This is a genomic window from Oleiphilus sp. HI0080, assembly GCF_001635135.1.
The window spans coordinates 1-20,967 of sequence record NZ_LWFU01001062.1 but is presented as its reverse complement, the minus strand read 5'-3'; the positions used below and the strand labels follow the sequence as shown (position 1 = coordinate 20,967).

Genomic DNA, 20,967 nt, shown 5'->3' with positions numbered 1-20,967 from the left:
TTGTGTTGAAGCAGACCTTAGTCTGCCCAATAATTTACGTCGAGCTCTCGAGCCGCTTTTACATCATCCAAACGTTTCACTGGTTGGGTGTATGGTGCGTTCTTCACCAGCTCTGGCGTTTCCTCAGCTTCTTTCTGAATCTTCTCCATTGCAGCAACAAAGCCTTCAAGCTCTTCAATCGACTCAGTTTCAGTCGGCTCAATCAAGAAGCATTCGGGAATCAACAGCGGGAAGTACGTCGTTGGTGCGTGATAGCCGTAATCGAGCAAACGCTTCGCAAAATCCATCGCATTCACACCAAGATGCTTTGCCTGCGAATTAAGCGTCACAATAAACTCATGCGTTGCACGACGCTCTGGGTATGCAAGTTTAAATCCGGCCTTCGACATCAGCGCAGCCATATAGTTTGCGTTCAATGTCGAATACTCCCCAACCCTTCTTAAGCCTTCGCGCCCCAAAAGAACAGCATAGACATAAGCACGCAGGATAATGCCCGCATTCCCCATGAATGCGCTCAATCGCCCAATGCTATCAGGAATAACATCCTCGCCATCCCAGCGCAAAGACCCATCTTCGGCTTTGCCAGCGATCGGCGTTGGCAAATACGGCAACAAACGCTCACCGACGGCCACAGGGCCAGAACCTGGGCCACCACCACCATGTGGGGTCGCAAAGGTTTTATGGAGGTTCATGTGCAAAACATCAAAACCCATATCACCTGGGCGCACTTTACCCAGAATGGCATTTAAGTTCGCACCATCGTAATAAAGCAAACCACCCGCTTCGTGAACAGTCTTAGAAATTTGCTCAATTTGACGCTCAAACACACCACACGTCGAAGGGTTCGTCATCATAATGCCTGCCGTCTGAGGTCCGCAGGCTTCTTTCAATGCTTCTAGGTCAACATCACCATCCGCTCGAACCGGAATCTCACGCACCTTGTAACCACACATGACAGCGGTGGCAGGGTTCGTTCCGTGCGCTGCTTCTGGAACAATAATCTCTTGACGAGCGCTGTCTCCGCGCGCTTCGTGGTACGCCTTGATCATTGCGACCCCAGCGAACTCACCTTGCGCACCAGCCATCGGCGTCAATGAAACGCCGGCCATACCCGTCACTTCCTTAAGGATTTCCTGCAGCTCATAAACGCAAGCCAAATAACCTTGGCTATGAGATTCAGGCGCCAAAGGATGGCGCGCCAAATGTCCAGGAAGACTGGCAGCACGGTGCGCACCACGAGGGTTGTACTTCATCGTACATGACCCAAGAGGGTAGAAAATGGTGTCGATAGAAAAGTTCTTGCGAGACAAGTTCGTAAAGTGACGAACAACTTGTAATTCAGATGCTTGCGGAAGACTTGCTTTGGTCTCACGACGAAACTCAGCCGGAATATCTGCGAGTTCCGGCTTGCTTGCCGGAGCCTGCGCTGTTGCTCTGCGGCCTTCTGCACTCTTATCAAAAATCAACATTATGCGGCCTCCACTTCTGAAACAGCGCGACTAAGGGCATCAATATACTTATCAAGATCCGCTTCGGACTTGGTTTCGGTTGCACAAAACAAAATCGCAGAACCAAGCTCCGGATAATAAGGCTCCAAATCTAGGCCGCCCAACACATCTTTGGCGGCCATGGCTTTAAGCACTTTCTCAGCGGGCCTGTCCAACAGCAGCACTCGCTCATGAAAGCTGGCTTTCTGAGCAGCTAAACGCACACCATCAACTCCTTCCGCCTTTTGCGCAAGGCTTTGGGTATTGTTATGGCTATGGGCCGCCACTCGCTCAAGCCCTTCACTACCAAGCAACGAGGTATAAATGGTCGCAGCTGTCACCGCTAAGCCCTGGTTCGTGCAAATGTTTGAAGTGGCTTTCGAACGACGGATGTGCTGCTCGCGTGCTTGCAATGTCAATGCGTAACCCTCTACGCCGTCGGTGTCGACTGTTTTACCGATAATTCGACCCGGCATCTGACGCACTAGTTTGTTGGTACAGCAGATAAAACCAAAATAAGGGCCACCAGACGCCAAAGGCACCCCCAGAGGCTGACCTTCACCGACAACAATGTCCGCGCCGTTCGCTCCCCACTCACCTGGAGGGTTAAGCACAGCAAGCGACGTTGGGTTAACAACCGCGATCACCAGCATCCCGTTCTCATGAGCCCAATCCGTCAAAGCATCCACTTGCTCAAGGCTACCAAAGAAATTGGGCTGCGCGATCACCAATGCAGCATAATCCTCACCCTCGTGCTGCTCCAATGCTTGGTGGTCAACAGTCAGCGCCTGCTGATCCATGGCCAATTCGGCCAATTCAATGCCCTGATTCTCAACAATGCTCTTTGTCGCTTTGCGGTAAAGAGGATGAACAGAACGAGCAACCAAGACGCGTTTACTCTTTGATTTGCGATTCGCTCGTATCGCCATCAAAACCGCTTCGGCCATACCGGAGGCACCGTCATACAATGAAGCGTTGGAGACATCCATCGCGGTAAGTCCAGCCATCATAGATTGGTACTCATAAATCAGCTGCAGCGTTCCTTGGCTTGCCTCCGCTTGGTAAGGTGTATATGCGGTCATGAACTCGCCACGGGTTGCAATATCCCAAACTGCGGCCGGAACATGATGTTCATACGCACCAGCACCAATAAAACACAGAGCGCCGCTGTCTTGGGTTGCGCGCTCATTCATGAGGCGCATCATATCCATTTCTGACAACCCTTCCGGCACATCAAAAGATTTGGCCCGTAAGTGTTCTGGAATTTCGTCAAACAGCTGATCAATCGAATCAACGCCTATGACGCCGAGCATTTTTGCAACGTCGGCATCGGTGTGAGGAACAAAAGGCATGCTAGCTCCTAAAAACAAATGTCCCTAGACGGGACAAAAGATATAACGTGTAAATCAAAAAGAGCGCGTAAACGCGCTCTCACAACTATTATCTAATGGTCGTCAGCTTCGCAGACATCCGCATACGCGTCCGCATCAAGAAGTGAGGCAAGTTCACTCGAATCTGACAGCTTTATTTTAAAGAACCAACCATCGTCATAAGGCTCGCTATTGACGATTTCTGGCGCTTCTTCAAGCCCTTCGTTAATCTCTAACACCTCACCACTCACCGGCGCATAGATATCTGAGGCGGCTTTTACTGACTCCACAACACCTGCTTCGTCACCAGCCGCAAGCTCTGTCCCTACTTCAGGAAGCTCTACAAAAACGACGTCGCCAAGTAATTCCTGAGCGTGATCGGTAATTCCGATTACTGCTGTTTCGCCATCGGCTTCCAGTCTCACCCACTCATGGCTCGACAAGTATTTCAGTTCACTCGGTACATTACTCATGGTTATCTCCTAAACTCGGTGGCTGGCACCGTTAATTCTAAAATTATTCGTAGACCCGTTTGCCATTACGTACAAACGGAGCTTTTACAACTTTTACAGGCACGCGCTTGTTACGCATTTCAACATCGCATGTTTCTCCAACTTGAACAGGCACTCTCGCTAGTGCGACAGAGTAACCTAATGTTGGGCTATATGTGCCGCTAGTAATTTCACCTTCAAGCGTCTCACCATTATGCTCAACCAACACTTTTTGATGTCCACGCAACACGCCTCGCGCTTCAAGCACTAAGCCTACCTGCTTGAATTTACACCCTGCACTTTTCTGAGCTTCAAGCGCCGGTTTGCCAATAAAATCCCGATCATCGGACCAAGCAACCGTCCACGCCATATTCGCTTCGAGAGGCGATACACTCTCGTCCATATCAGAGCCGTAAAGATTCATCCCTGCCTCTAAACGCAAGGTATCACGGGCACCAAGCCCACAAGGATGAACGCCCGCAGTCTCAAGCGCTTTCCAGAAAGCGCTTACTTGGTCGTCTGGCACCATAATTTCCAGACCATCCTCACCGGTATACCCTGTGCGACAGAACATCCAACCCTCATGTTCAATCCCTTGGAACACACTTAAACCTGCAATCACTTGTGCAGCAGAAGTCGCGACTTGCTGGCAAAGCTCAAGCGCCTTCGGCCCTTGCACAGCGACCATAGCTAGCTTTGGTCGCTCCGTTAAAGAGGCGTCAAAACCGGAAATTTGCGCTTCCATCCATGCCAAATCTTTCTCTCGTGTCGCACAATTCACGACCAATCGAAATCCTTCAGGCATTCGATAAACAATGAGATCATCAATAACTCCGCCCTGCTCATTGAGCATGCCGGTATAGAGCGCTTTGCCTATAGTTTTCAGTTTAGCGACGTCGTTGGCCAAAAGCTTTCTAAGATAGGATTCAGAATCAGGACCTGTGAGATCTACAATCGTCATATGCGATACGTCGAACATACCCACGTCTTGACGAACAAAATGGTGTTCTTCTACCTGGGAGCCATAATGAATTGGCATGTCCCAGCCACCAAAATCAACGATCTTAGCACCTGAATCAAGGTGCGCCTGATACAAAGGAGTTTTGTTACCCACAGAGAGGCTCCGGTAGCGAGTTTGAGTAGGCGGGCATTTTACCGAAACAAGCGCAGTAAAAACTAGCTTTTGAATAAAATTCGGTCAAAGAAACTTAGAATAGCCGGAAGATGCGAGGCGAATGATTGATAGGAGTGGTCGCCACCGCGCGTCAAAGACATCTTCGCCCCCACTAACTTGTTTGCAGCCTCACGATAGTCGAGCACCTCATCATCGGTTTCACTTAAAAGAAAAAGGTGCGATAAATCCAAAGCATCAGGGGACGATTCCAGCTCGAGCAACTGCTGCATATGCTCCGCTTTTACCTCATATCGCTCACCTGTGTACATATTGGTGTTTGTACCGATGTAATCAGTCAGCAATTCGAACGGTTTTACTGCCGGGTTGATTAATACAGCAGGCAATTCATATTCGGCATGTAAAAACAAACTGTAATATCCACCAAGGCTACTACCAATCACACCTGAAATATCGCCGCTCTCAATCATACCCCTGAGAAGGGTAATAGCCTGTTTAGGCTCAGGAGGCAAAGCAGGAACTTCGAGATGATACCGCTGACTTTGGTTGAAATAGACTTGCGCCTGTGAGGCTTTGACTGAGGCGGGAGAGCTATTAAATCCGTGCAAATAGAGTAAGGATTTAGTAACCATTACTTTTTAAATCAAGTTCATACTCAAAACTATTTGCGCGCTGCACATTTGTTTCGATCGAACCGTCTTCATACAACTTGAGCCAGCGATAACCCGGAGCGACTTCATCGAGTCCAAAATTATCAGACTTTGGTTTAAATTGAATACAGGTCGAAGGTGTTGCTAGCATGCGCTTGCCTCTGCGCTGCTCATCAAACTCCTGATGAATGTGCCCCCACAACACGGCCTCGACATGATCATTCGAGTCAACCATATTAAGAAAGGCCTCAGGATTACGTAAACCAATACGGTCAAGCCATCGTGCGCCAATCTCAACAGGGTGGTGATGCAAACAAACAAGCGCATGCGATTTGTCTGAACGTAATGTGGCGTCTAACACGTCTAGCTCTGACTGAGCCAACTCTCCATAAACATTGCCAGGAGACAGGGAGTCCAGCAGGACCAACTGCCACGCACCAAGCTTTAAGACTTTATCAAGCTCCGCACTTTCTCCTATCACCTGAGACATATTCTGGCGGTGATCATGGTTTCCGGGAAACCAGCGAATTGGGCACTCAAATTCAGCGAGCTCATCTTTCATTGTCTGATACGCAGCGATGGAACCATCCTGCGAAATATCGCCCGTCACCAAAATGCAATCCGGCGCGATCCCTTCGGCTTTAACCTCGTTAAGCACAGCAATCAGACTTTCGTAGGTATTCATTCCCAACAAGTCTTTGCTGCGATCTTCATTGAGATGGCAGTCCGTTATGTGCAGCACCTTAACTGCACTTCCCTTCTCTTGCATTTGTCGTCGGCTCTAAGTGTTTTGCAGACCACGGATAGTCGCGGATTGCATTATTTTACAATTTATTCTTCTAGTAATAATGGTTCAGGTATGCGAATCGGTCAAAATTGTTATTAGTGTCGCGTTAGCTAGCTCACAAATCTAGGGCAATTTCCCGCCAAACACCGTTCTATCTATGCAACATTTTCCGGCAATACTCGCTTCAAGATGGCTTAACGGAATAATATTCTCTAAGTGAGCGATTGTCTTATGGGCAATTCACAGTTTATCGGGGCTAAAGGGGTGCGTATCACAAATCCCAAATCTGAGGCAAAATCCCAGCCATTCGGCAAGAAAGCGATTCAACTGAACCTTTTCATCTGGGTGATGCATAAACTTGTTCGGATAGTCGTTTCTACCCTCAAGAGGGCGATGCCCACGACTACTAATGACTTCCGCGACGCCCGCATCGTGATACATGCGTACCGTCAGCACCGGATTATTCAACCACTGCCCTGCGGTGGATGTTTGCTGCAACAATATAGTATCGGTGTACTTTGAGCTCTCGATATTCTTAGCGTTTACAGTGCCGATATAATGCGCGCCATTGTAAAGCAGGATATTTAACTCATCATCTTCGCCAACAAGATGCAGCAGTTTCATGATTCTTCGATAGTTACTCTCAAAAAGAGCACCAAGTTGGACAATATCGGGCACGTATTTTTTACGGCGCATGTTTTGACTGGATTTATTGGTCAAAATCGCCACTCCAAACATCATCAACTCGCGTTTTATTGAGCAGCAACCACTGAATAGCAATAATAGCGGGCGAGTTATCAATTTCGCCACGACTTAGCATGGAGACGGCTTCGGGGAGATCAAGTACATGCACCTTAATGTCTTCCCCTTCTTCGGCCAGCCCGTGGACACCACCTAGGGCCCGCGCATCAACCAGCCCCAGAAAGAGATGAATACGTTCAGTGGAACCACCGGGAGACGGAAAAAAATCATATATGGGCATCAGATCTAGTATGTGCGCATCCGCTTCTTCTACTGCCTCGCGACACGCTACCTCTTCTGGCGCTTCGCCCTGTTCGTTAATGCCGGCCACCAACTCCAACATCCACGGCGAATCGCTGTGCAACAAACCTCCTGCCCTAAATTGCTCAACGAGCACTAGCGCCTGCAGAGAGGGGTCGTACAACAAAACACACGTTGCATCACCTCGAACAAACACTTCTCGCGACAGCGTAGGGCTCTGTGATCCATCAAACCGAGTGTGCTGAAAATGATAACGCACAAGCTTGAAAAAGCCTGAAAAACACACCTCCTCGTTCACCAACTGCCAATCATCATGCGAGTAGGTTTTCATAACGCTCCGGTATACAAAAGATTTTGGAACATGCCTTTCCAACGCGCGCCCACTTATTCGAAGCCGCAGTGTAGAGTTATGGATATTTATTGTCCATAATGGCGCTACTGTCGAAACACGACATAGATGCCAAAAGCACCTAGCCAACAGCACCTATACAGAAATGAGGAACTCGAGTAGTAATGAACACTTTCGCAAAACTAGTCCTGAGCACAGGGATCGCCTGCTCTATTGGTACGAACATAGCTTACGCAGATACCTATGATCTGGCGCAAATGTACCAAAGCGCAATTAGTTACGATGCAGACATTGCTGCGGCGGAGTCCGCTTACAAGGCCGAGCAGGAACAAGAAAACAGTGCCTTAGCTAGCCTATTGCCGCAGCTCGATGCAACGGCAAGCAAAGGCTTCACTGACCGCGAAGTAAAGGAAGACTCTGGCACTTCCGACTCATACGAAACAACGGCATACGGCGTCACCCTAACCCAGCCTCTTTTGAGCATGCCTAGCTGGTACACTTTGTCCGCTGCGGAGTTCGGCTCTGCACGAGCTGAAGCAGAGTACCTCGCTGCACAGCAAGACCTTATTTTAAAAGTGGCAGAAGCGTATTTTGACGTTCTTCGTTCAGAGGTAGATCTGACAGCGAGCCGCGCGCTTGAAATTGCCGTAAAGCGTCAGTATGAACAAGCCAAAGAACAGTTCGATGTTGGACTAATCGCGATCACCGATGTGCATGAAGCGAAAGCCTCTTACGACTCATCGCAAACCACCAGAATTCGAGTCGAGGGCGCACTGACGATTGCACGCGAGACTCTTTCGCGCATCACAGGCCAGTACGCAACGAACCTCAAAAGCTTATCGGAAGAGTACCCGATAAGCATCGATCCAACCGAGAAAATCGATTCTTGGGTTGCCAGCTCTCTTGAAAACAACCTTTCGGTGATCGCCGCACAGTTTGGCGTTAAAGCCTTTGAAGCGGATTATAAATCGAAGCGCTCGGGCCACTACCCGACGCTTACTCTAACTGCAGGACTCAATGATACCTCTCTTGATAACTATAAGCAGGGGCTGCCTCCCGCCAACGGTGCTTTGGGAACGGAAGAAAGCAATATCGCCCTAAACTTTAACCTGCCTCTCTATTCTGGCGGCGCAACACAAGCAGCCTCTAAGCGCTCAAGATTCTTAGCCGAGCAAGCACGCCATCAACTTACCTCAGCGCAACGTTCCGCAGAAATACAAACTCGTTCAGAGTTCATCAATCTAAGAACGAACGTACAAACCGTAGAGTCATTGCAACAAAACATTGTCTCTCGTGAAAGTGCGTTAGAGGCAACACGAGAGGGATACAACGTAGGGACTCGAAACATTGTTGAGGTGCTGGATGCAGAGCGAAACTACTTTACCGCATTGCGTGATCACGCGAGTGCGCGCTTCGACTTCGTTATCAGCGGTTTAAAATTGAAACAGGCGGCTGGTACGCTCACAGAAGAAGACGTCTTAGCAATTAACAACTATCTCATCGAGGCATCTAACTAAAGCAGAGCTTTACCACTTTAGACTTTTTGTTAATTGAAAAAAGGAGCGATCGCGTCAACCACACGACCGGTCGCACCTTTTCCTCTCTCAACAACGGCATACGCTTTTTCACCCTTCGCTCTCGCAATATCAGGGCATTCAATCAAGCTTCTTAACGCTTCAAATAGCTCGTTCTCATCGGCAACGGTTTGCAGCGCTCCACTATCCATAAATTCCTGGCAGATCATTTGAAAGTTAAAGTAATGCGGACCTATCAGCATGGCCTTGCCTAACGCGCCCGGCTCAATCGGGTTATGCCCACCCACCTCAGCGAGCGAACCGCCTATAAACACCAAGTCACTCGCCGCATAAAAGCGCATTAATTGGCCCATCGCATCCAGAACATAGACATCGTCTTTTGCGCCAATCAAGGGAGACGAACTGAATCGGCTGGTTTGGAATCCCGCCTCAGATGCCTGATCGTATGCAGACTCGAAACGCTCAGGATGCCGTGGAACCAAAATCAACGTTAAGGAAGGAAAATGCTGCTTGAGCTGACGGTGTACTGAAAGCACTTTCGCATCTTCACCCTCGTGCGTGCTCGCCGCAATCCAGATTGTTGTGTCATCAGGCACATTTTCCCTCAGCCGTGCTCCGCTCTCAGCGACTGAGCTATCAACGTCGATATCGAACTTAACACTTCCTGTCACACCAATTTTTTCAGCAGAAATACCCAGTGTCGCGAAGCGTTGAGCATCTGGCTGGTGTTGACACAGCACCAGCTGCAAACTCTCAAACAGCCATGACACCATTGGCAATAAGCGTCGGTAACCTTTCGCAGAGCGCTCAGATAAGCGCGCATTGGCCAGCACAACAGGACAGCCCAAGGCTCGCGCGCCGTGAATCATGTTTGGCCATAACTCTGTTTCCATGATGATCACAAAGCTTGGACGTATACGCTTTAAAAAAGCGCGCACGAAAAGCGGAAAATCGTAGGGTGCATAGACGTGAAAAACACTGTCGCCAAACAGCTTGTCAAGCAAGGCTGAGCTCGTTGGCGTCATGGTAGTGATGGTGATTTTTTTCTCGGGATAACGGGACTGTAGCTCACGAATAATCGGCTCGGCTGCAAGCAACTCACCAACAGATACTGCGTGCACCCAAATGTCCTGCGCTTGCTCTGGGGCCTCAAAAAAGCCCATACGCTCCAGACGACGAGTTCGATATTCAGGCGCCTTTAAACCTCTCATCCACAAACGTAGCAATACAAAAGGCATGCAGATGGCCACTAGAATTGAGTACACTAAACGAACCATAACCAAAAACGTCCTATCGATAACGCGGGCGAGTATACCTTAGCTCAGATAGCAGCCCAATCACTATGCCGCAAGCAAACCACGCCAAGCCACTTTCTATTTGTTTCGTTCACGATGACCGCATCGGGCATCAGAAGCAACTTAGGGGCTTGGAAAATCAGCTCATGAAACGCGCACTGTGCACAACGCACTGGGTAGACCAACAGTCAGTCGCCTTGCTAAATCACGCACTTCGTTTCGATATCTGCATTGGTGCGGGCCACAAAACCCATTGGCCGCTGTGGCGACTTGCCCGGAGGCATCGCGCGTTTAGCGTCGTTCTGATGACCCCAAGCTTGCCGATGTTTCTATTTGATGCGGTAATCTGCCCCCGTCATGACGACCCAAAAGCGAGCTCTCGCGTGTTTGTCACCAAAGGTCCCATCAATACTATTCAGCATCTAACAACGCCGGACCGAAAGCCTTATGAAAACGCCCCAGATCGATCGCCGCAACACAACCTGATCTTGCTGGGAGGCCCCAGCAAACATTTCAACTGGAGTTCGGAGCGCATACTGACCACTGTCAAACAACTAGTCAGACACGACACGGACCTTCCCTGGCTACTCTCACCCTCTCGTCGGACTCCAGACACAACAATCGAAAGAATCAAAGCCGAGCTACCAAGGCTACGTTTTTTGAGCGCAAACCATGATCTGGACCAAGCAATACACCGCGCAAAACAAGTTTGGGTCAGCGCCGACAGCAGCAACATGATTTACGAGGCGCTCTCTGCCGCGAAACCCACTGGCGTCATAGAGCTCGCCACGCGTCATAAATTATTTAGAAAGAATCGTCTTCGCAATGAACTTGAGCGACTATATCGGGAAAACCATGTAATGAGGCTCGCAGACCTCTCGCCTGAATCAGACATAAACAACCGCCAGCAGACCGGACTGCATGAAGCTGAAAGAGCAACTGAGTGGCTCTTGATGCGATATGAAACCTGGCGATCAAAACACGAGGGGCAAGATGTTTAATCACATCCTGCAAGTGCTCCCCGCCCTGGAAAGTGGTGGTGTTGAGCAAGGCACATTAGAGCTTGCCGAGTTTCTTAGCCAACAAGGTCATCGATCGAGCGTCGCCTCTTCTGGAGGCAAACTTGCGCAGCGGCTAACCGAGTGGAACGTCGCCCATTACCAACTTCCGCTCGATCGTAAAAACCCTATTCAGATCATGCGTAACGCGAGACATCTAGAAAGACTGATCAACGAGCAAAACATCGATTTACTGCACGTGCGCTCACGAGCGCCGGCATGGAGCGTCTACCTTGCTTCACGTTCGACGGGCGTCCCATTTATCAGCACCTTCCACGGTTGTTATGGACACAAGAATGCGCTCAAGCGCTTGTACAACTCGGCGATGTTAAGAGGACGAGCGTGTATCGCAGTCTCAGAATTCATAGAGCACCATATACGCGAAACCTATCCATGGGCGAAGAATGTGGTGCAGATTAATCGAGGCGTAGATACCGACTACTACACCCGCTCCATTCAGGTAAGCCCGTCTATCTCAACGCATGCAACTAAGAAACCAGCCCAAGTAACGACGTCAACAAAAGGCCCAGAGAAACCCTTTACACTTCTTTTACCCGGACGATTCTCAGAGCTCAAGGGCCATCAACTTCTGCTAGATGCCGTCGAGCCAATAACAGATAGACCTCTTAAGATCATTTTTGTTGGCAGCAGTCACGGCAAAGAACACTATTACCAATCGCTTCGTGAACGCGCCACCTCCCTTTCGCCAAAAATTGAGTTCGTAAACGGGCACAGGGATTTACGGGAATTTTATCACCAAGCGGATGCGGTGGTATCTGCGACACGAAAACCAGAATCTTTTGGACGAACAATGATCGAGGCGCAAGCCATGCAATGCCTGGTGCTCGCACCGGATCAAGGAGCAAATCGAAGCATTATCGCACCCGAGTTACAACTGGGCCTGTTCAAAGCGAATGACAGCCAATCACTCACTGAGAAAATTACGGCTTTAATGTCGATCCCACTCAAAAATCGCAGTCTAATGGGAGTAGCGGCTCGAAACTTCGTGCAGCTCCATTTTCAACGATTGCAAATGACACAAAAAACACTGGAGCTGTACCAACAGCTTTGGCAAGATTCGACTACACTACACGGACGTTAACCGCGCGCGAAACCATGTCCCAAAACACAAAGATCATCATTAATCGCCGTATCTTCCAAAAAGAAAGTAGCGATTACTTCGAACCCAAATATTGGCAAACCAAACATGCCATTGAGGGGCACGAGCGAGGCCGCGGCACTACGTGGTTTGTACGACATCGCACGCATTCCCTCGTTTTGCGCCATTACTATCGCGGCGGCTTGATGAGCCGTATCAACCGTGATGCCTACGTTTATACGGGTGCGAAGAACACACGGTCATTCAAGGAGTTTTCAGTTTTACAGGCACTTTTTGATGCAGGACTACCCGTTCCTGAGCCAGCTGCCGCACGGGTTATTCGCAAAGGAAGAAGTTACACGGCAGACCTGATTACTCGCCGTATACCCAATGCGCAAGATCTTCTACAAGTTTTTCAGGCACCGGCGACCAATACGATCATTCAAGATATTGCCGAAACTGTCGCTCAGCTGCATAACTTTGGCGTTTGGCATCCAGACTTGAATATCCAGAACATACTGGTTGATAACAAACAGAAGGTTTGGATCATCGATTTTGATCAGGCAAAGATTCTTCGGCTAAAACAACGTCATCGAATGCGAATGCTGGAACGATTGCAACGCAGCTTCATGAAGGAACAGGTTCGACACGGTATTATTTGGACTGACCAAAACTGGTGCGATTTTATGCACTTTTACCAGCAAAGCCTCACGAAAAAATAAGCCCAGCGGCTACTCTCGCCAATACTCTGCAATCCACGGACAAGGTTTTAGTCCTTTCCACCAACGCTTCAACCTAGGCATCGGCTTACCCCACTCTCCTCTAATTGCGTCTGGTGGATTTGGGCGACCATGAAACACCAACATGCTCGCTCCTCTAGGCGTCTCGTAATGGCGAGAGGAAAAACGCATCAAGCCCGAATGCATGACATGTTTTTTGAAACTAAGGCACAAGCGATCATCAAAAAATGATGCCCCACTAATGGCTTTCGCCCAAATATATTCCTGCTCTGTCACGAACTCTTCCAACACCGCAATCGGATCCGCAAGATAACGCGTTAAAACAGGCTTCATGCTATCGCCATCAAAACGCATTACAGAGGCCTGACCCTTTCCAGGCTGATACCAGTTTTCCAACATCATAAACGGCGCAGCGCCTTCAAATAGAGGCTCTATAGATCGCAAAATCACAATATCCAGATCAAGAAATAAGACTCGGCCTTCAAGGCCTAACTTGGCGGCATCAAACAAGGCGAGCTTACGCCAAGCAGAACAATAGCGAGCGTATTTGTAGGGGGGCTCTGGAAAGTCAGGAAGTGCTTTTATCTCGATGTCATCACGAAGGCCAGTTGCATCTTCCGTAAAACAGACAAAGCGAACGGGCGAATCCACATTGCGGCTGACCATCGCGAAGAGGCGATTCACATATTCTGGGCCATACATGTCACCCCATTTTAAGCAAACGACGGTGCGAGATACGTTCATGGCCCGTATGTATGACGACTACCCTTACGGGCATCTTTAAAACGTTTGTATTCCCACTGATACTGCTCGGGCCGATCACGCACACACGCTTCTACCGTGCGATTCATCGCTGTTACCGAAGTCAGTAGGTCGCTACTGTAGATTTCAGGGTCCGCCTTGCGGAACACCATATCAAAACCAGTACCATCATCTCTTCGCAGCGCAACAAGACTAACCACAAGACAATCCGTTTTTTCAATCAAACGCGAAACCAATTTAATGGTATTCGACTCAACCCCCATAAAAGGGGCAAACACCCCGCCGGTTCCACCAGGAACCTGATCCGGCAAAATCCCAACCATACCGTTCTCTCGCAGGATCGAAAACAAGCGGACAACACCTCGCTTGGTTGTCGGCACAAGTTCTGAGCCATGCCGCCCCCTAACTGACGACATATATTCTTCTAAAGGCTTAATCTTTGGGGGTCGATATAAAGCGGCCATCGGTCGGAGCGTCGATAGATATAGGCCAACCAACTCCCAATTTCCATGGTGAGGGGCGAGCACGATCAGGCCTTTTTTCTGTTCAAGAGCCATATCAAACAGCTCTTTGCCCTCTACCGAACGAATCAAGCCTAATGCCTTGTCAGATGGCCATTCCCACATCGCGCCAAACTCACAGAACAGTTTTGCGGTCTCAGTAAGACTGGATTTAATTAAGGCTTGCTGTTGTTCGTTATTTAACTCAGGAAATGCCAGCTCCACGTTTACCTTCGTAACACGTGTCAGGCTTGAGTCACCCCACCACAATATACGCCCGATCGCACGCCCAAGCTTCTGAGAACTAGCATATGAAAGCCGTGCAAGCATCTTCAAAACGCGAACAACCAACCAAGCGAGAATTTTATCTTTCATGAATGAGAGCGGGCTCTAAGCTGTGAATTATTTGCCCCGAAGTTTAGAGCATCTATTTATGAATTACAGCCTCGACTTCAATGTACCAATGCATTTAAGCTTGATGGCATGAGCTCACTTCGCACACTTCAAATTTGCGCATCACATGGCAACCAGCTTGGTGGCATGGAAAAACAGGTGATCGCTATTTGTGATGGCCTTATCGGCACAGATCATGAAGTACATATCGCAGCAAGCCCCCAGCTACTTGAGCAAATCAGCAAAGAGGCTGTATTGCATGCCCTGCCGACAGAAAAGAGCCGACGCCATCCAGCTCTAAAGAACACTTTACTCAGTGTCATTGAGCACGTTAAACCGGACATTATTCATGCTCATGGCCTAAAAGCAGCCGCGTTACTGCAAGCGCTTCCGAGATATAAAGACTGTAAGCGCGTTGTGTCTATACACGGCGAGAAAAAAGACCTACGCGTTCTAAAAGGCATGGACGCGTGCATCGGCGTAAGTAAAGAAATTTATACGCACCTTCAAGAAGAAGGCTTTCCAGCCGTATTAATAGAGAACGGTATACCGCCATACCGAGGGCCACTCATTAGCAAAGAGCAGCTATGCACAGAGCTAAATCTTGATGCGAGTTTACCGCTGCTACTTTGCGCGGGGCGCCTGGCTCCAGTCAAACGCTATCATCTGGCAATGCGGGCATGCCGAGATTTGCCCGTCAACCTTGTCATCGCCGGCGACGGCCCGATGTTCAAAGAACTGAAACAACTGACTACAGAGCGCATTCTGTTGATCGGCAATCGCAATGACGCTCCTGGGCTCCTCGCCGCTGCAGATGCCGTTCTGAGCATATCCGAACGCGAGGGCATGAGCCTGACTATGCTGGAGGCACTTGCTGCCAGCACACCTGTGCTCTCAACGCCTGTATCAGGCGCTGCGAGCCTGCTTCCAAAGCAGTCTCTCATCCCCTCCAAAACGCCTGACGATCTCCGGCAATTTCTTTCCAATGCGAGTAATGTGCTGGATCAACACAGAAAAGCTCAAAGCAGCTTGTTCGAAGCCATTCGAAATGAATTTACACAAGAGGCGATGGTCTCGAGAACATGCACTTTGTACAGGCAGTTAGTGCGACGCAGCGAGTTGCTATTTCTTGGCGATTGCAACACCTGCGGAACAGAACAGCTAAAAGGCCAGGCGTACCCGGCTCTTGTTGGCGAAGCGCTAAATCGGCGCATCCAAAATTGTGGCCAAACGATGGCAACAACACGAGAAGCACTCAAGTATTTTGCACACTTTGGTCATGATCACCTCAACGCGGTATTTATTCAGTACGGCTTGGTCGATAGTTGGTCAACTCTCAAAGCAGCGCCGTATGTCTTGTATTACCCAGATAATGCTCGCCGACGCTTTTTCCGTCGCTGGGTCAAAAAATGGAAGAAATATGGCCGAAAGATCGGCATTGGCAAGCTCTTCGGCATGACCAACCAGGTGCCGATAGAGGAATATCAGGCCAACATCGCAAAAATTTTGGATGCCGTCAGCTGCCCTGTATTTCTGATCGAAACCGCACCCAACCAAGACGATTCGCGCAACCCTGCCATACAAGCGTATAATGCCGCCTTGGCTGAGTTGGCTGAACAATACGCTCATGCTAGCCTGATCCATTGCTACGAGGTGTTCGCAACAAACATGCAAGACTATTATCAAGATGCGACACATTTCTCTCCTGCAGGGCATGCAAAATTAGCCGAGATGATTTCCAAACATCCTTTGTTGAGCGCCCCCTAAAACACACCTGACAATTTGTGATCAAACATCGGACAACCACAAAGCGCTAATAAATGACTTACTTAACCCGCAAAGCCCTATTGCTCGACCGAGACGGCGTCATCAACGTTAATCATGGCTACGTGCACAGACCCGAAGACTGCAGCTTTGTGAAAGGCATCTTTGACCTTTGCGCAGCAGCACAACGAAAAGGCTATACGATTATTATTGTGACCAATCAAAGCGGCATTGCGAGGGGGTATTATGACAACCAGCAGTTCCATCAGTTTTCGCAATGGATAGAGTCGCAATTTCGCGCGCAAGGTATTCAGATCCGTCATACCTATCACTGTCCGCACCACCCAAAGCTATCGAGCCCCTGTACCTGCCGAAAACCAAAGCCTGGCATGATTCATAAAGCCGCGCGCGATTATAAACTCAACCTAAGCAACAGCATTATGGTCGGTGACAGCTGGTCCGATATCGTTTGCGCACGAGCAGCAGAGGTTGGTAAAGCGGTGCTATTTAAAGACCCCGAACATCACTCACCCAAACGACCTTTCGACGACCTCATTTATCCAGATCTATACCGTGAACGTTCTGGACGGTTTTACGCAGCACGAAGCCTTAGTAGTATTAGTAGGTTGCTGTAAACTATACTTCAGCACCTGAACTGAAGAGTCGCAATGCCAAGCCCTTTTCGTCTCAACCCAACCTAACAAACGTGGATTTATTGAATGAGCGATCGCATCAAAGCCCATATCGAGCGCAGTATAGAAGCAAAACAACGTATCCTGAGTAACGAGTCGCTTCTTGATCAGTTAGATCAGTCCATCGCACTTTGCGTCGAGGCTCTTCGAGACGACAAGAAGATTCTCTTCGCTGGAAATGGCGGTAGCGCTTCAGATGCACAGCACCTCGCAGCCGAGCTTGTTGGTCGGTATCGCTATGACCGGGAATCGCTCGCTGCGATTGCCATCACCACCGACACCTCGGCGCTCACTGCGATCGGAAATGATTATGGCTATGAGGACGTGTTCTCGCGCCAGCTTTCGGGCCTAGGCCAGGAAGGTGATGTACTGGTAGCCATCTCTACCTCAGGCAACTCAGGGAACATCGTCAAAGCAATCGAAGTTGCGCGAAAAAAAGGCATAAAAGTCATCGGAATGAGCGGAGAGAAAGGCAAGCTGAAAGAGCTTTCTGACACCTGCCTGGCAGTACCCGCGCCGCTAACGGCAACGATTCAAGAAGCGCACATTATGCTTGGACATATTTTGTGTGATGGTATTGAGCAAGCACTCTGCCCAGAACTGCCAAAAGATTAAACCATAAAGCTCTATGGGTTGCGTCAAATCGATCAGCCCAACCTTTTCAAACTATTGGCTCAGTGACACATCGCGCGTGCTGCAACCGCAACGCGCTAAAGATTCTTTAGCGCGCTCCAAACTCGATCTGGCGCCATCTCTTCCAAGCACTTGTAGTGCCCAAAAGGACAGTCGCGCTTAAAACAAGGACTGCAATCAATCTCCGCTTTAATGACCGCCGATTTTTCGCTCAAAGGCGGAGTATAGTCTGGTGACGTTGAGCCAAATAAAGCAACGATCGGCACACCCAAGCCCGCAGCTACATGCATCAAGCCCGAGTCATTAGCGACTGCTTTATCTGCCTGCGACATCAATGCGACCGCCTCTTGCAAACTCGTGCGTCCGGCAAGATTCTGTACAGCATCTGTGTTCACTGACGAGCAAACAAGGCCAACAATCTCATCGCAGGCTTGCTGATCATTTTGCGAACCAAATAACCAGACCTGACCACCCTCTTGAATATGGCGCTTTGCAATTTCGGCATAATGCCGCTCCGGCCATTTTTTCGCACGACCAAACTCTGCGCCCGGGCATAAGGCAAGAATACGCTGCTCGGTACTTAAAGAATATTTTTGCAGGGCATTAGAAATATTCTCAGCAGCAGGTACTAACGAAGGAGTAGGGCACTCGAAAGAATCAGGCGTCGTACCTTTGTCGTAGGCAAGGCCAACATACTTATGCACCATCAGTGAAAAGATAGACTTATCCAGCTTGCGCAAATCGTTCAACAAGCCATAGCGCATTTCACCTTTCCAGCCGGTGCGACGCGGAATGTTAGCAAACCATGGAATCAAGGCAGACTTAAGCGAGTTTGGCAATACAATCGCCCAGTCGTATTTTTCTTTGCGGAGGGAATGACCAAGTGCCCGTCGTGTCTTAATCTCTAGAGCTCCATGGCCCAAGGGCATATCAATCGCCTGATGAACCTCAGGCATCGCCTCAATAATGGGGCGACTCCAAGCAGGCGCGAGCACGTCAATACGTGCATCAGGAAAGCGCTGACGCAGAGCTTTAAACAGACTCTGCGCCATCACCATATCGCCAACCCAAGATGGGCCTACGACAAATATTTTCAAGCGCGCTCTCCCGCAGGTTTAAACGTAGCTCAACCAATCAGCATTTTGAGGGCGACGTCCTTTCACCGTATCGAAATACATCGTCTGGAACTTCTCGGTCAACTCACCGCGACGACCGTTACCAATTTGACGACCATCTAACTCACGAATTGGTAGAACCTCGGCTGCAGTGCCGGTGAAGAAAGCTTCATCCGCGACATAGACCTCGTCTCGCGTAATCCGCTTCTCAACAATCTTGACCCCAAGCTCCTCGGCAAAGCTAAAGATAGTGCGACGCGTAAGCCCGTCAAGGCAAGAGGTCAGCTCTGGGGTAAACATGATGCCTTCACGAATAATGAAAATGTTCTCACCAGAACCTTCGGCAACATAACCTTCGTTGTCCAGCAACAAAGCTTCGTCGCAACCGCAATCTAAAGCTTCACGCAATGCCAACATCGAATTGATGTAGTGACCATTGGCTTTCGCTTTACACATGCTGATGTTTACATGGTGGCGGGTGTAAGATGATGTGCGTACTTTAATGCCTTTCTCGCGCAACTCAGGCGACATATATGACGGCCACTCCCATGCGGCCGCAATAACGTGCACTTTCAAGTTATCGGCACGCAAACCCATACCTTCTGATCCGTAAAAAACCATCGGGCGAAGGTAGGCTTCTTTCAGGTTATTTTCTTTTACGACAGCAAGTTGAGCCTGATTAATCTCTTCTTTAGAGAACGGCATATCCATGCGCATAATGTGCGCAGAACGGAAAAGACGGTCGGTATGATCCTGAAGTTTAAAGATCGCAGTACCTTTGTCTGTCTCGTATGCACGAACGCCCTCAAAGACACCCATGCCGTAATGAAGTGTGTGTGTTAACACGTGCACCTGCGCATCGCGCCAAGGAACCATTTCACCATCAAACCAAATGAGGCCATCTCTATCAGCCATCGACATTGCGCACCACTCCTTACGTATGCCGGACAAACCGGCATTATGATCTCAAATTAAACAAAAAGGTTGCGTATTCTAGCACCTAAGATTGTCTTAGCCTACGGATAAACAGGGCTCTAGAGTCATTCTTTGAACAACTCGGCAAAAGCGCGCTGCACCTGCTCTCGCTCTTTGGCAAAGCCATTCAGACCACCGGGATAACTGACACCCGAGAGACTCTTTCGGTGCAGCGCCGACCGTAAAGCTCGGTACGCATCAATCAAGACCGCAAACTCCAAAGGCACATCGACGGTGGCCGCTAGAGATTCAAGCAAGCGAACATTGTCGGTCCAACGCACAAGCTCAGGGTAGTCCTGAGCATAAGCTAGAATCAGATACTGGGTAATGAACTCAATATCAATCAACCCACCTCGACCCTGCTTGATATTCTGATCCGCTATTTCTTGCGATTTGAGCTTATCCACCGCAGCGAGGCGCATTTTTTGACGCATTCCAGCCACTTCGGCCAGCAAATCAGTAAGATCGCGCTGCTTGCAAAGCACGTCCTGACGCACTCGATCGAACTCGCCTCCTAAAGCAGAATCGCCAGCAATAAACCTAGCCCGAACGAGCGCCTGATGCTCCCACGTCCAAGCATCGTTATGCTGATACTTTTCAAAAGCTGCGAGCGAAGAAACCAACATGCCAGAGTTACCAGATGGCCGTAAACGCATATCTACTTCGTAGCAATAGCCCTGCGTTGTCTGCGCTCCCAGTATATGCACAAGTCGCTGACCTAGCCGGGTGTAAAACAGTTGGTTATTGATCTGCTTATCTCCATCAGTCGAACCAAAATCTTCCGCGTTGTAGATAAACACCATATCCAGATCCGAACTATACCCAAGCTCTATACCGCCCAACTTGCCATAACCGACGACTGCAAAGCCGGCGCAATCTACCGGTTCAATAGCCCGCCCTTTCGCTGATGGATAACCATGCTTTTGCACCAAATTTCGCCATGCGATTTCCATCGCTGCTTCAACACACGCCTCGGCAAGCCAGGTTAAGTAATCACTTACTTTCATGACAGGTAGTACATCGCTTATCTCGGCCGCCGCTACACGCAACATATGTGACTGTTTGAAATTGCGCAGACAATCCATCTGCGCTTCTAAGTCATCCTCAGGAATACGAAGTAAAGACTGGCGAAGCTCAT

The 20,967-nt window shown here is 49.3% G+C and carries 20 protein-coding genes and 1 pseudogene; 7 read left to right on the top strand and 14 right to left on the bottom strand.

Annotated features, from left to right (window positions below; translation table 11 throughout):
* Window positions 1-17: 17 nt before the first annotated feature.
* The 8 genes from gcvPB to A3751_RS19715 all read right to left on the bottom strand — a co-directional run bounded on the left by gcvPB (window position 18) and on the right by A3751_RS19715 (window position 7,250).
* Window positions 18-1,469, bottom strand: a complete 1,452-nt coding sequence (gcvPB, locus tag A3751_RS19750; RefSeq protein ID WP_068458647.1) for an aminomethyl-transferring glycine dehydrogenase subunit GcvPB — start codon at window positions 1,467-1,469, stop codon at window positions 18-20.
* Window positions 1,469-2,839 (bottom strand): aminomethyl-transferring glycine dehydrogenase subunit GcvPA, encoded by a 1,371-nt coding sequence (gene gcvPA, locus A3751_RS19745; protein WP_068458646.1) that lies wholly within the window; start codon window positions 2,837-2,839, stop codon window positions 1,469-1,471. The genes gcvPB and gcvPA overlap by 1 nt, the downstream gene beginning before the upstream one ends.
* A 92-nt stretch (window positions 2,840-2,931) precedes the next feature.
* Window positions 2,932-3,330 carry a glycine cleavage system protein GcvH gene (gene gcvH / locus A3751_RS19740; RefSeq protein ID WP_068458569.1) on the bottom strand — a complete coding sequence of 133 codons (399 nt, stop codon included), beginning with the start codon at window positions 3,328-3,330 and terminating at the stop codon, window positions 2,932-2,934.
* 43 nt (window positions 3,331-3,373) lie between these two features.
* A complete protein-coding gene (gcvT, locus tag A3751_RS19735) occupies window positions 3,374-4,462 on the bottom strand; it encodes a glycine cleavage system aminomethyltransferase GcvT (RefSeq protein ID WP_068458645.1) in 1,089 nt (362 codons plus the stop codon).
* Window positions 4,463-4,524: 62 nt separating this feature from the next.
* Window positions 4,525-5,112, bottom strand: coding sequence for a YqiA/YcfP family alpha/beta fold hydrolase (locus A3751_RS19730; RefSeq protein WP_068458644.1), 588 nt, complete (start codon window positions 5,110-5,112; stop codon window positions 4,525-4,527).
* A complete protein-coding gene (gene cpdA / locus A3751_RS19725) occupies window positions 5,102-5,899 on the bottom strand; it encodes a 3',5'-cyclic-AMP phosphodiesterase (RefSeq protein ID WP_068458643.1) in 798 nt (265 codons plus the stop codon). Before cpdA ends, A3751_RS19730 begins: the two co-directional genes overlap by 11 nt.
* A 258-nt stretch (window positions 5,900-6,157) precedes the next feature.
* Window positions 6,158-6,637 carry a DUF1249 domain-containing protein gene (locus A3751_RS19720; RefSeq protein ID WP_231871875.1) on the bottom strand — a complete coding sequence of 160 codons (480 nt, stop codon included), beginning with the start codon at window positions 6,635-6,637 and terminating at the stop codon, window positions 6,158-6,160.
* Window positions 6,627-7,250 (bottom strand): NUDIX domain-containing protein, encoded by a 624-nt coding sequence (locus tag A3751_RS19715; RefSeq protein ID WP_068458642.1) that lies wholly within the window; start codon window positions 7,248-7,250, stop codon window positions 6,627-6,629. The genes A3751_RS19720 and A3751_RS19715 overlap by 11 nt, the downstream gene beginning before the upstream one ends.
* 182 nt (window positions 7,251-7,432) lie before the next feature.
* Here A3751_RS19715 and A3751_RS19710 point away from each other — a divergent pair, with 182 nt between their 5' ends.
* Window positions 7,433-8,785 carry a TolC family outer membrane protein gene (locus A3751_RS19710; RefSeq protein WP_082863399.1) on the top strand — a complete coding sequence of 451 codons (1,353 nt, stop codon included), beginning with the start codon at window positions 7,433-7,435 and terminating at the stop codon, window positions 8,783-8,785.
* Between the two features lie 29 nt (window positions 8,786-8,814).
* Here A3751_RS19710 and waaA read toward each other — a convergent pair whose 3' ends face one another.
* The gene (gene waaA / locus A3751_RS19705; RefSeq protein WP_197466542.1) at window positions 8,815-10,068 is read right to left on the bottom strand and encodes a lipid IV(A) 3-deoxy-D-manno-octulosonic acid transferase; all 1,254 of its coding nucleotides are present in this window, start codon (window positions 10,066-10,068) and stop codon (window positions 8,815-8,817) included.
* 77 nt (window positions 10,069-10,145) lie between these two features.
* Between waaA and A3751_RS19700 the strand changes: the two genes are divergently transcribed.
* Genes A3751_RS19700 through A3751_RS19690 form a run of 3 tightly spaced genes read left to right on the top strand, consistent with a single transcriptional unit; the run spans window position 10,146 to window position 12,977 of the window.
* The gene (locus tag A3751_RS19700) at window positions 10,146-11,099 is read left to right on the top strand and encodes an ELM1/GtrOC1 family putative glycosyltransferase (protein WP_068458640.1); all 954 of its coding nucleotides are present in this window, start codon (window positions 10,146-10,148) and stop codon (window positions 11,097-11,099) included.
* A complete protein-coding gene (locus A3751_RS19695; protein ID WP_068458639.1) occupies window positions 11,092-12,258 on the top strand; it encodes a glycosyltransferase family 4 protein in 1,167 nt (388 codons plus the stop codon). The genes A3751_RS19700 and A3751_RS19695 overlap by 8 nt, the downstream gene beginning before the upstream one ends.
* A 14-nt stretch (window positions 12,259-12,272) precedes the next feature.
* On the top strand, window positions 12,273-12,977 hold the full coding sequence (locus A3751_RS19690) for a 3-deoxy-D-manno-octulosonic acid kinase (RefSeq protein ID WP_068458638.1): 705 nt from the start codon (window positions 12,273-12,275) through the stop codon (window positions 12,975-12,977).
* 9 nt (window positions 12,978-12,986) lie between these two features.
* Here the strand turns inward: A3751_RS19690 and A3751_RS19685 are convergent, their stop codons facing one another.
* Window positions 12,987-13,739: a hypothetical protein gene (locus A3751_RS19685; RefSeq protein ID WP_068458637.1), complete on the bottom strand. Its 753-nt coding sequence runs from the start codon at window positions 13,737-13,739 to the stop codon at window positions 12,987-12,989.
* Window positions 13,736-14,632, bottom strand: coding sequence for a lysophospholipid acyltransferase family protein (locus tag A3751_RS19680; RefSeq protein WP_068458636.1), 897 nt, complete (start codon window positions 14,630-14,632; stop codon window positions 13,736-13,738). Before A3751_RS19680 ends, A3751_RS19685 begins: the two co-directional genes overlap by 4 nt.
* Window positions 14,633-14,740: 108 nt before the next feature.
* Here A3751_RS19680 and A3751_RS21960 point away from each other — a divergent pair, with 108 nt between their 5' ends.
* The 3 genes from A3751_RS21960 (at window position 14,741) to A3751_RS19665 (ending at window position 17,721) form a co-directional block, all read left to right on the top strand.
* Window positions 14,741-16,417, top strand: a complete 1,677-nt coding sequence (locus A3751_RS21960; RefSeq protein ID WP_082863397.1) for a glycosyltransferase — start codon at window positions 14,741-14,743, stop codon at window positions 16,415-16,417.
* Window positions 16,418-16,470: 53 nt separating this feature from the next.
* Complete coding sequence (locus tag A3751_RS19670; RefSeq protein WP_068458635.1) at window positions 16,471-17,049, top strand: D-glycero-beta-D-manno-heptose 1,7-bisphosphate 7-phosphatase; 579 nt, start codon at window positions 16,471-16,473, stop codon at window positions 17,047-17,049.
* A gap of 84 nt (window positions 17,050-17,133) precedes the next feature.
* Entirely contained in the window at window positions 17,134-17,721 is a 588-nt protein-coding gene (locus A3751_RS19665) for an SIS domain-containing protein (RefSeq protein WP_068458634.1), read from the top strand.
* Between the two features lie 95 nt (window positions 17,722-17,816).
* On the opposite strand, the gene waaF is transcribed toward A3751_RS19665, so the two are convergent.
* From waaF to A3751_RS19650, 3 genes and pseudogenes are all read right to left on the bottom strand, one after another.
* Window positions 17,817-18,836 carry a lipopolysaccharide heptosyltransferase II gene (gene waaF, locus A3751_RS19660; protein WP_068458633.1) on the bottom strand — a complete coding sequence of 340 codons (1,020 nt, stop codon included), beginning with the start codon at window positions 18,834-18,836 and terminating at the stop codon, window positions 17,817-17,819.
* 18 nt (window positions 18,837-18,854) lie between these two features.
* The gene (locus A3751_RS19655) at window positions 18,855-19,775 is read right to left on the bottom strand and encodes a branched-chain amino acid transaminase (RefSeq protein ID WP_068458632.1); all 921 of its coding nucleotides are present in this window, start codon (window positions 19,773-19,775) and stop codon (window positions 18,855-18,857) included.
* 119 nt (window positions 19,776-19,894) lie between these two features.
* Window positions 19,895-20,967, bottom strand: a pseudogene (locus A3751_RS19650) (bifunctional glutamine synthetase adenylyltransferase/deadenyltransferase); the annotation flags it as partial.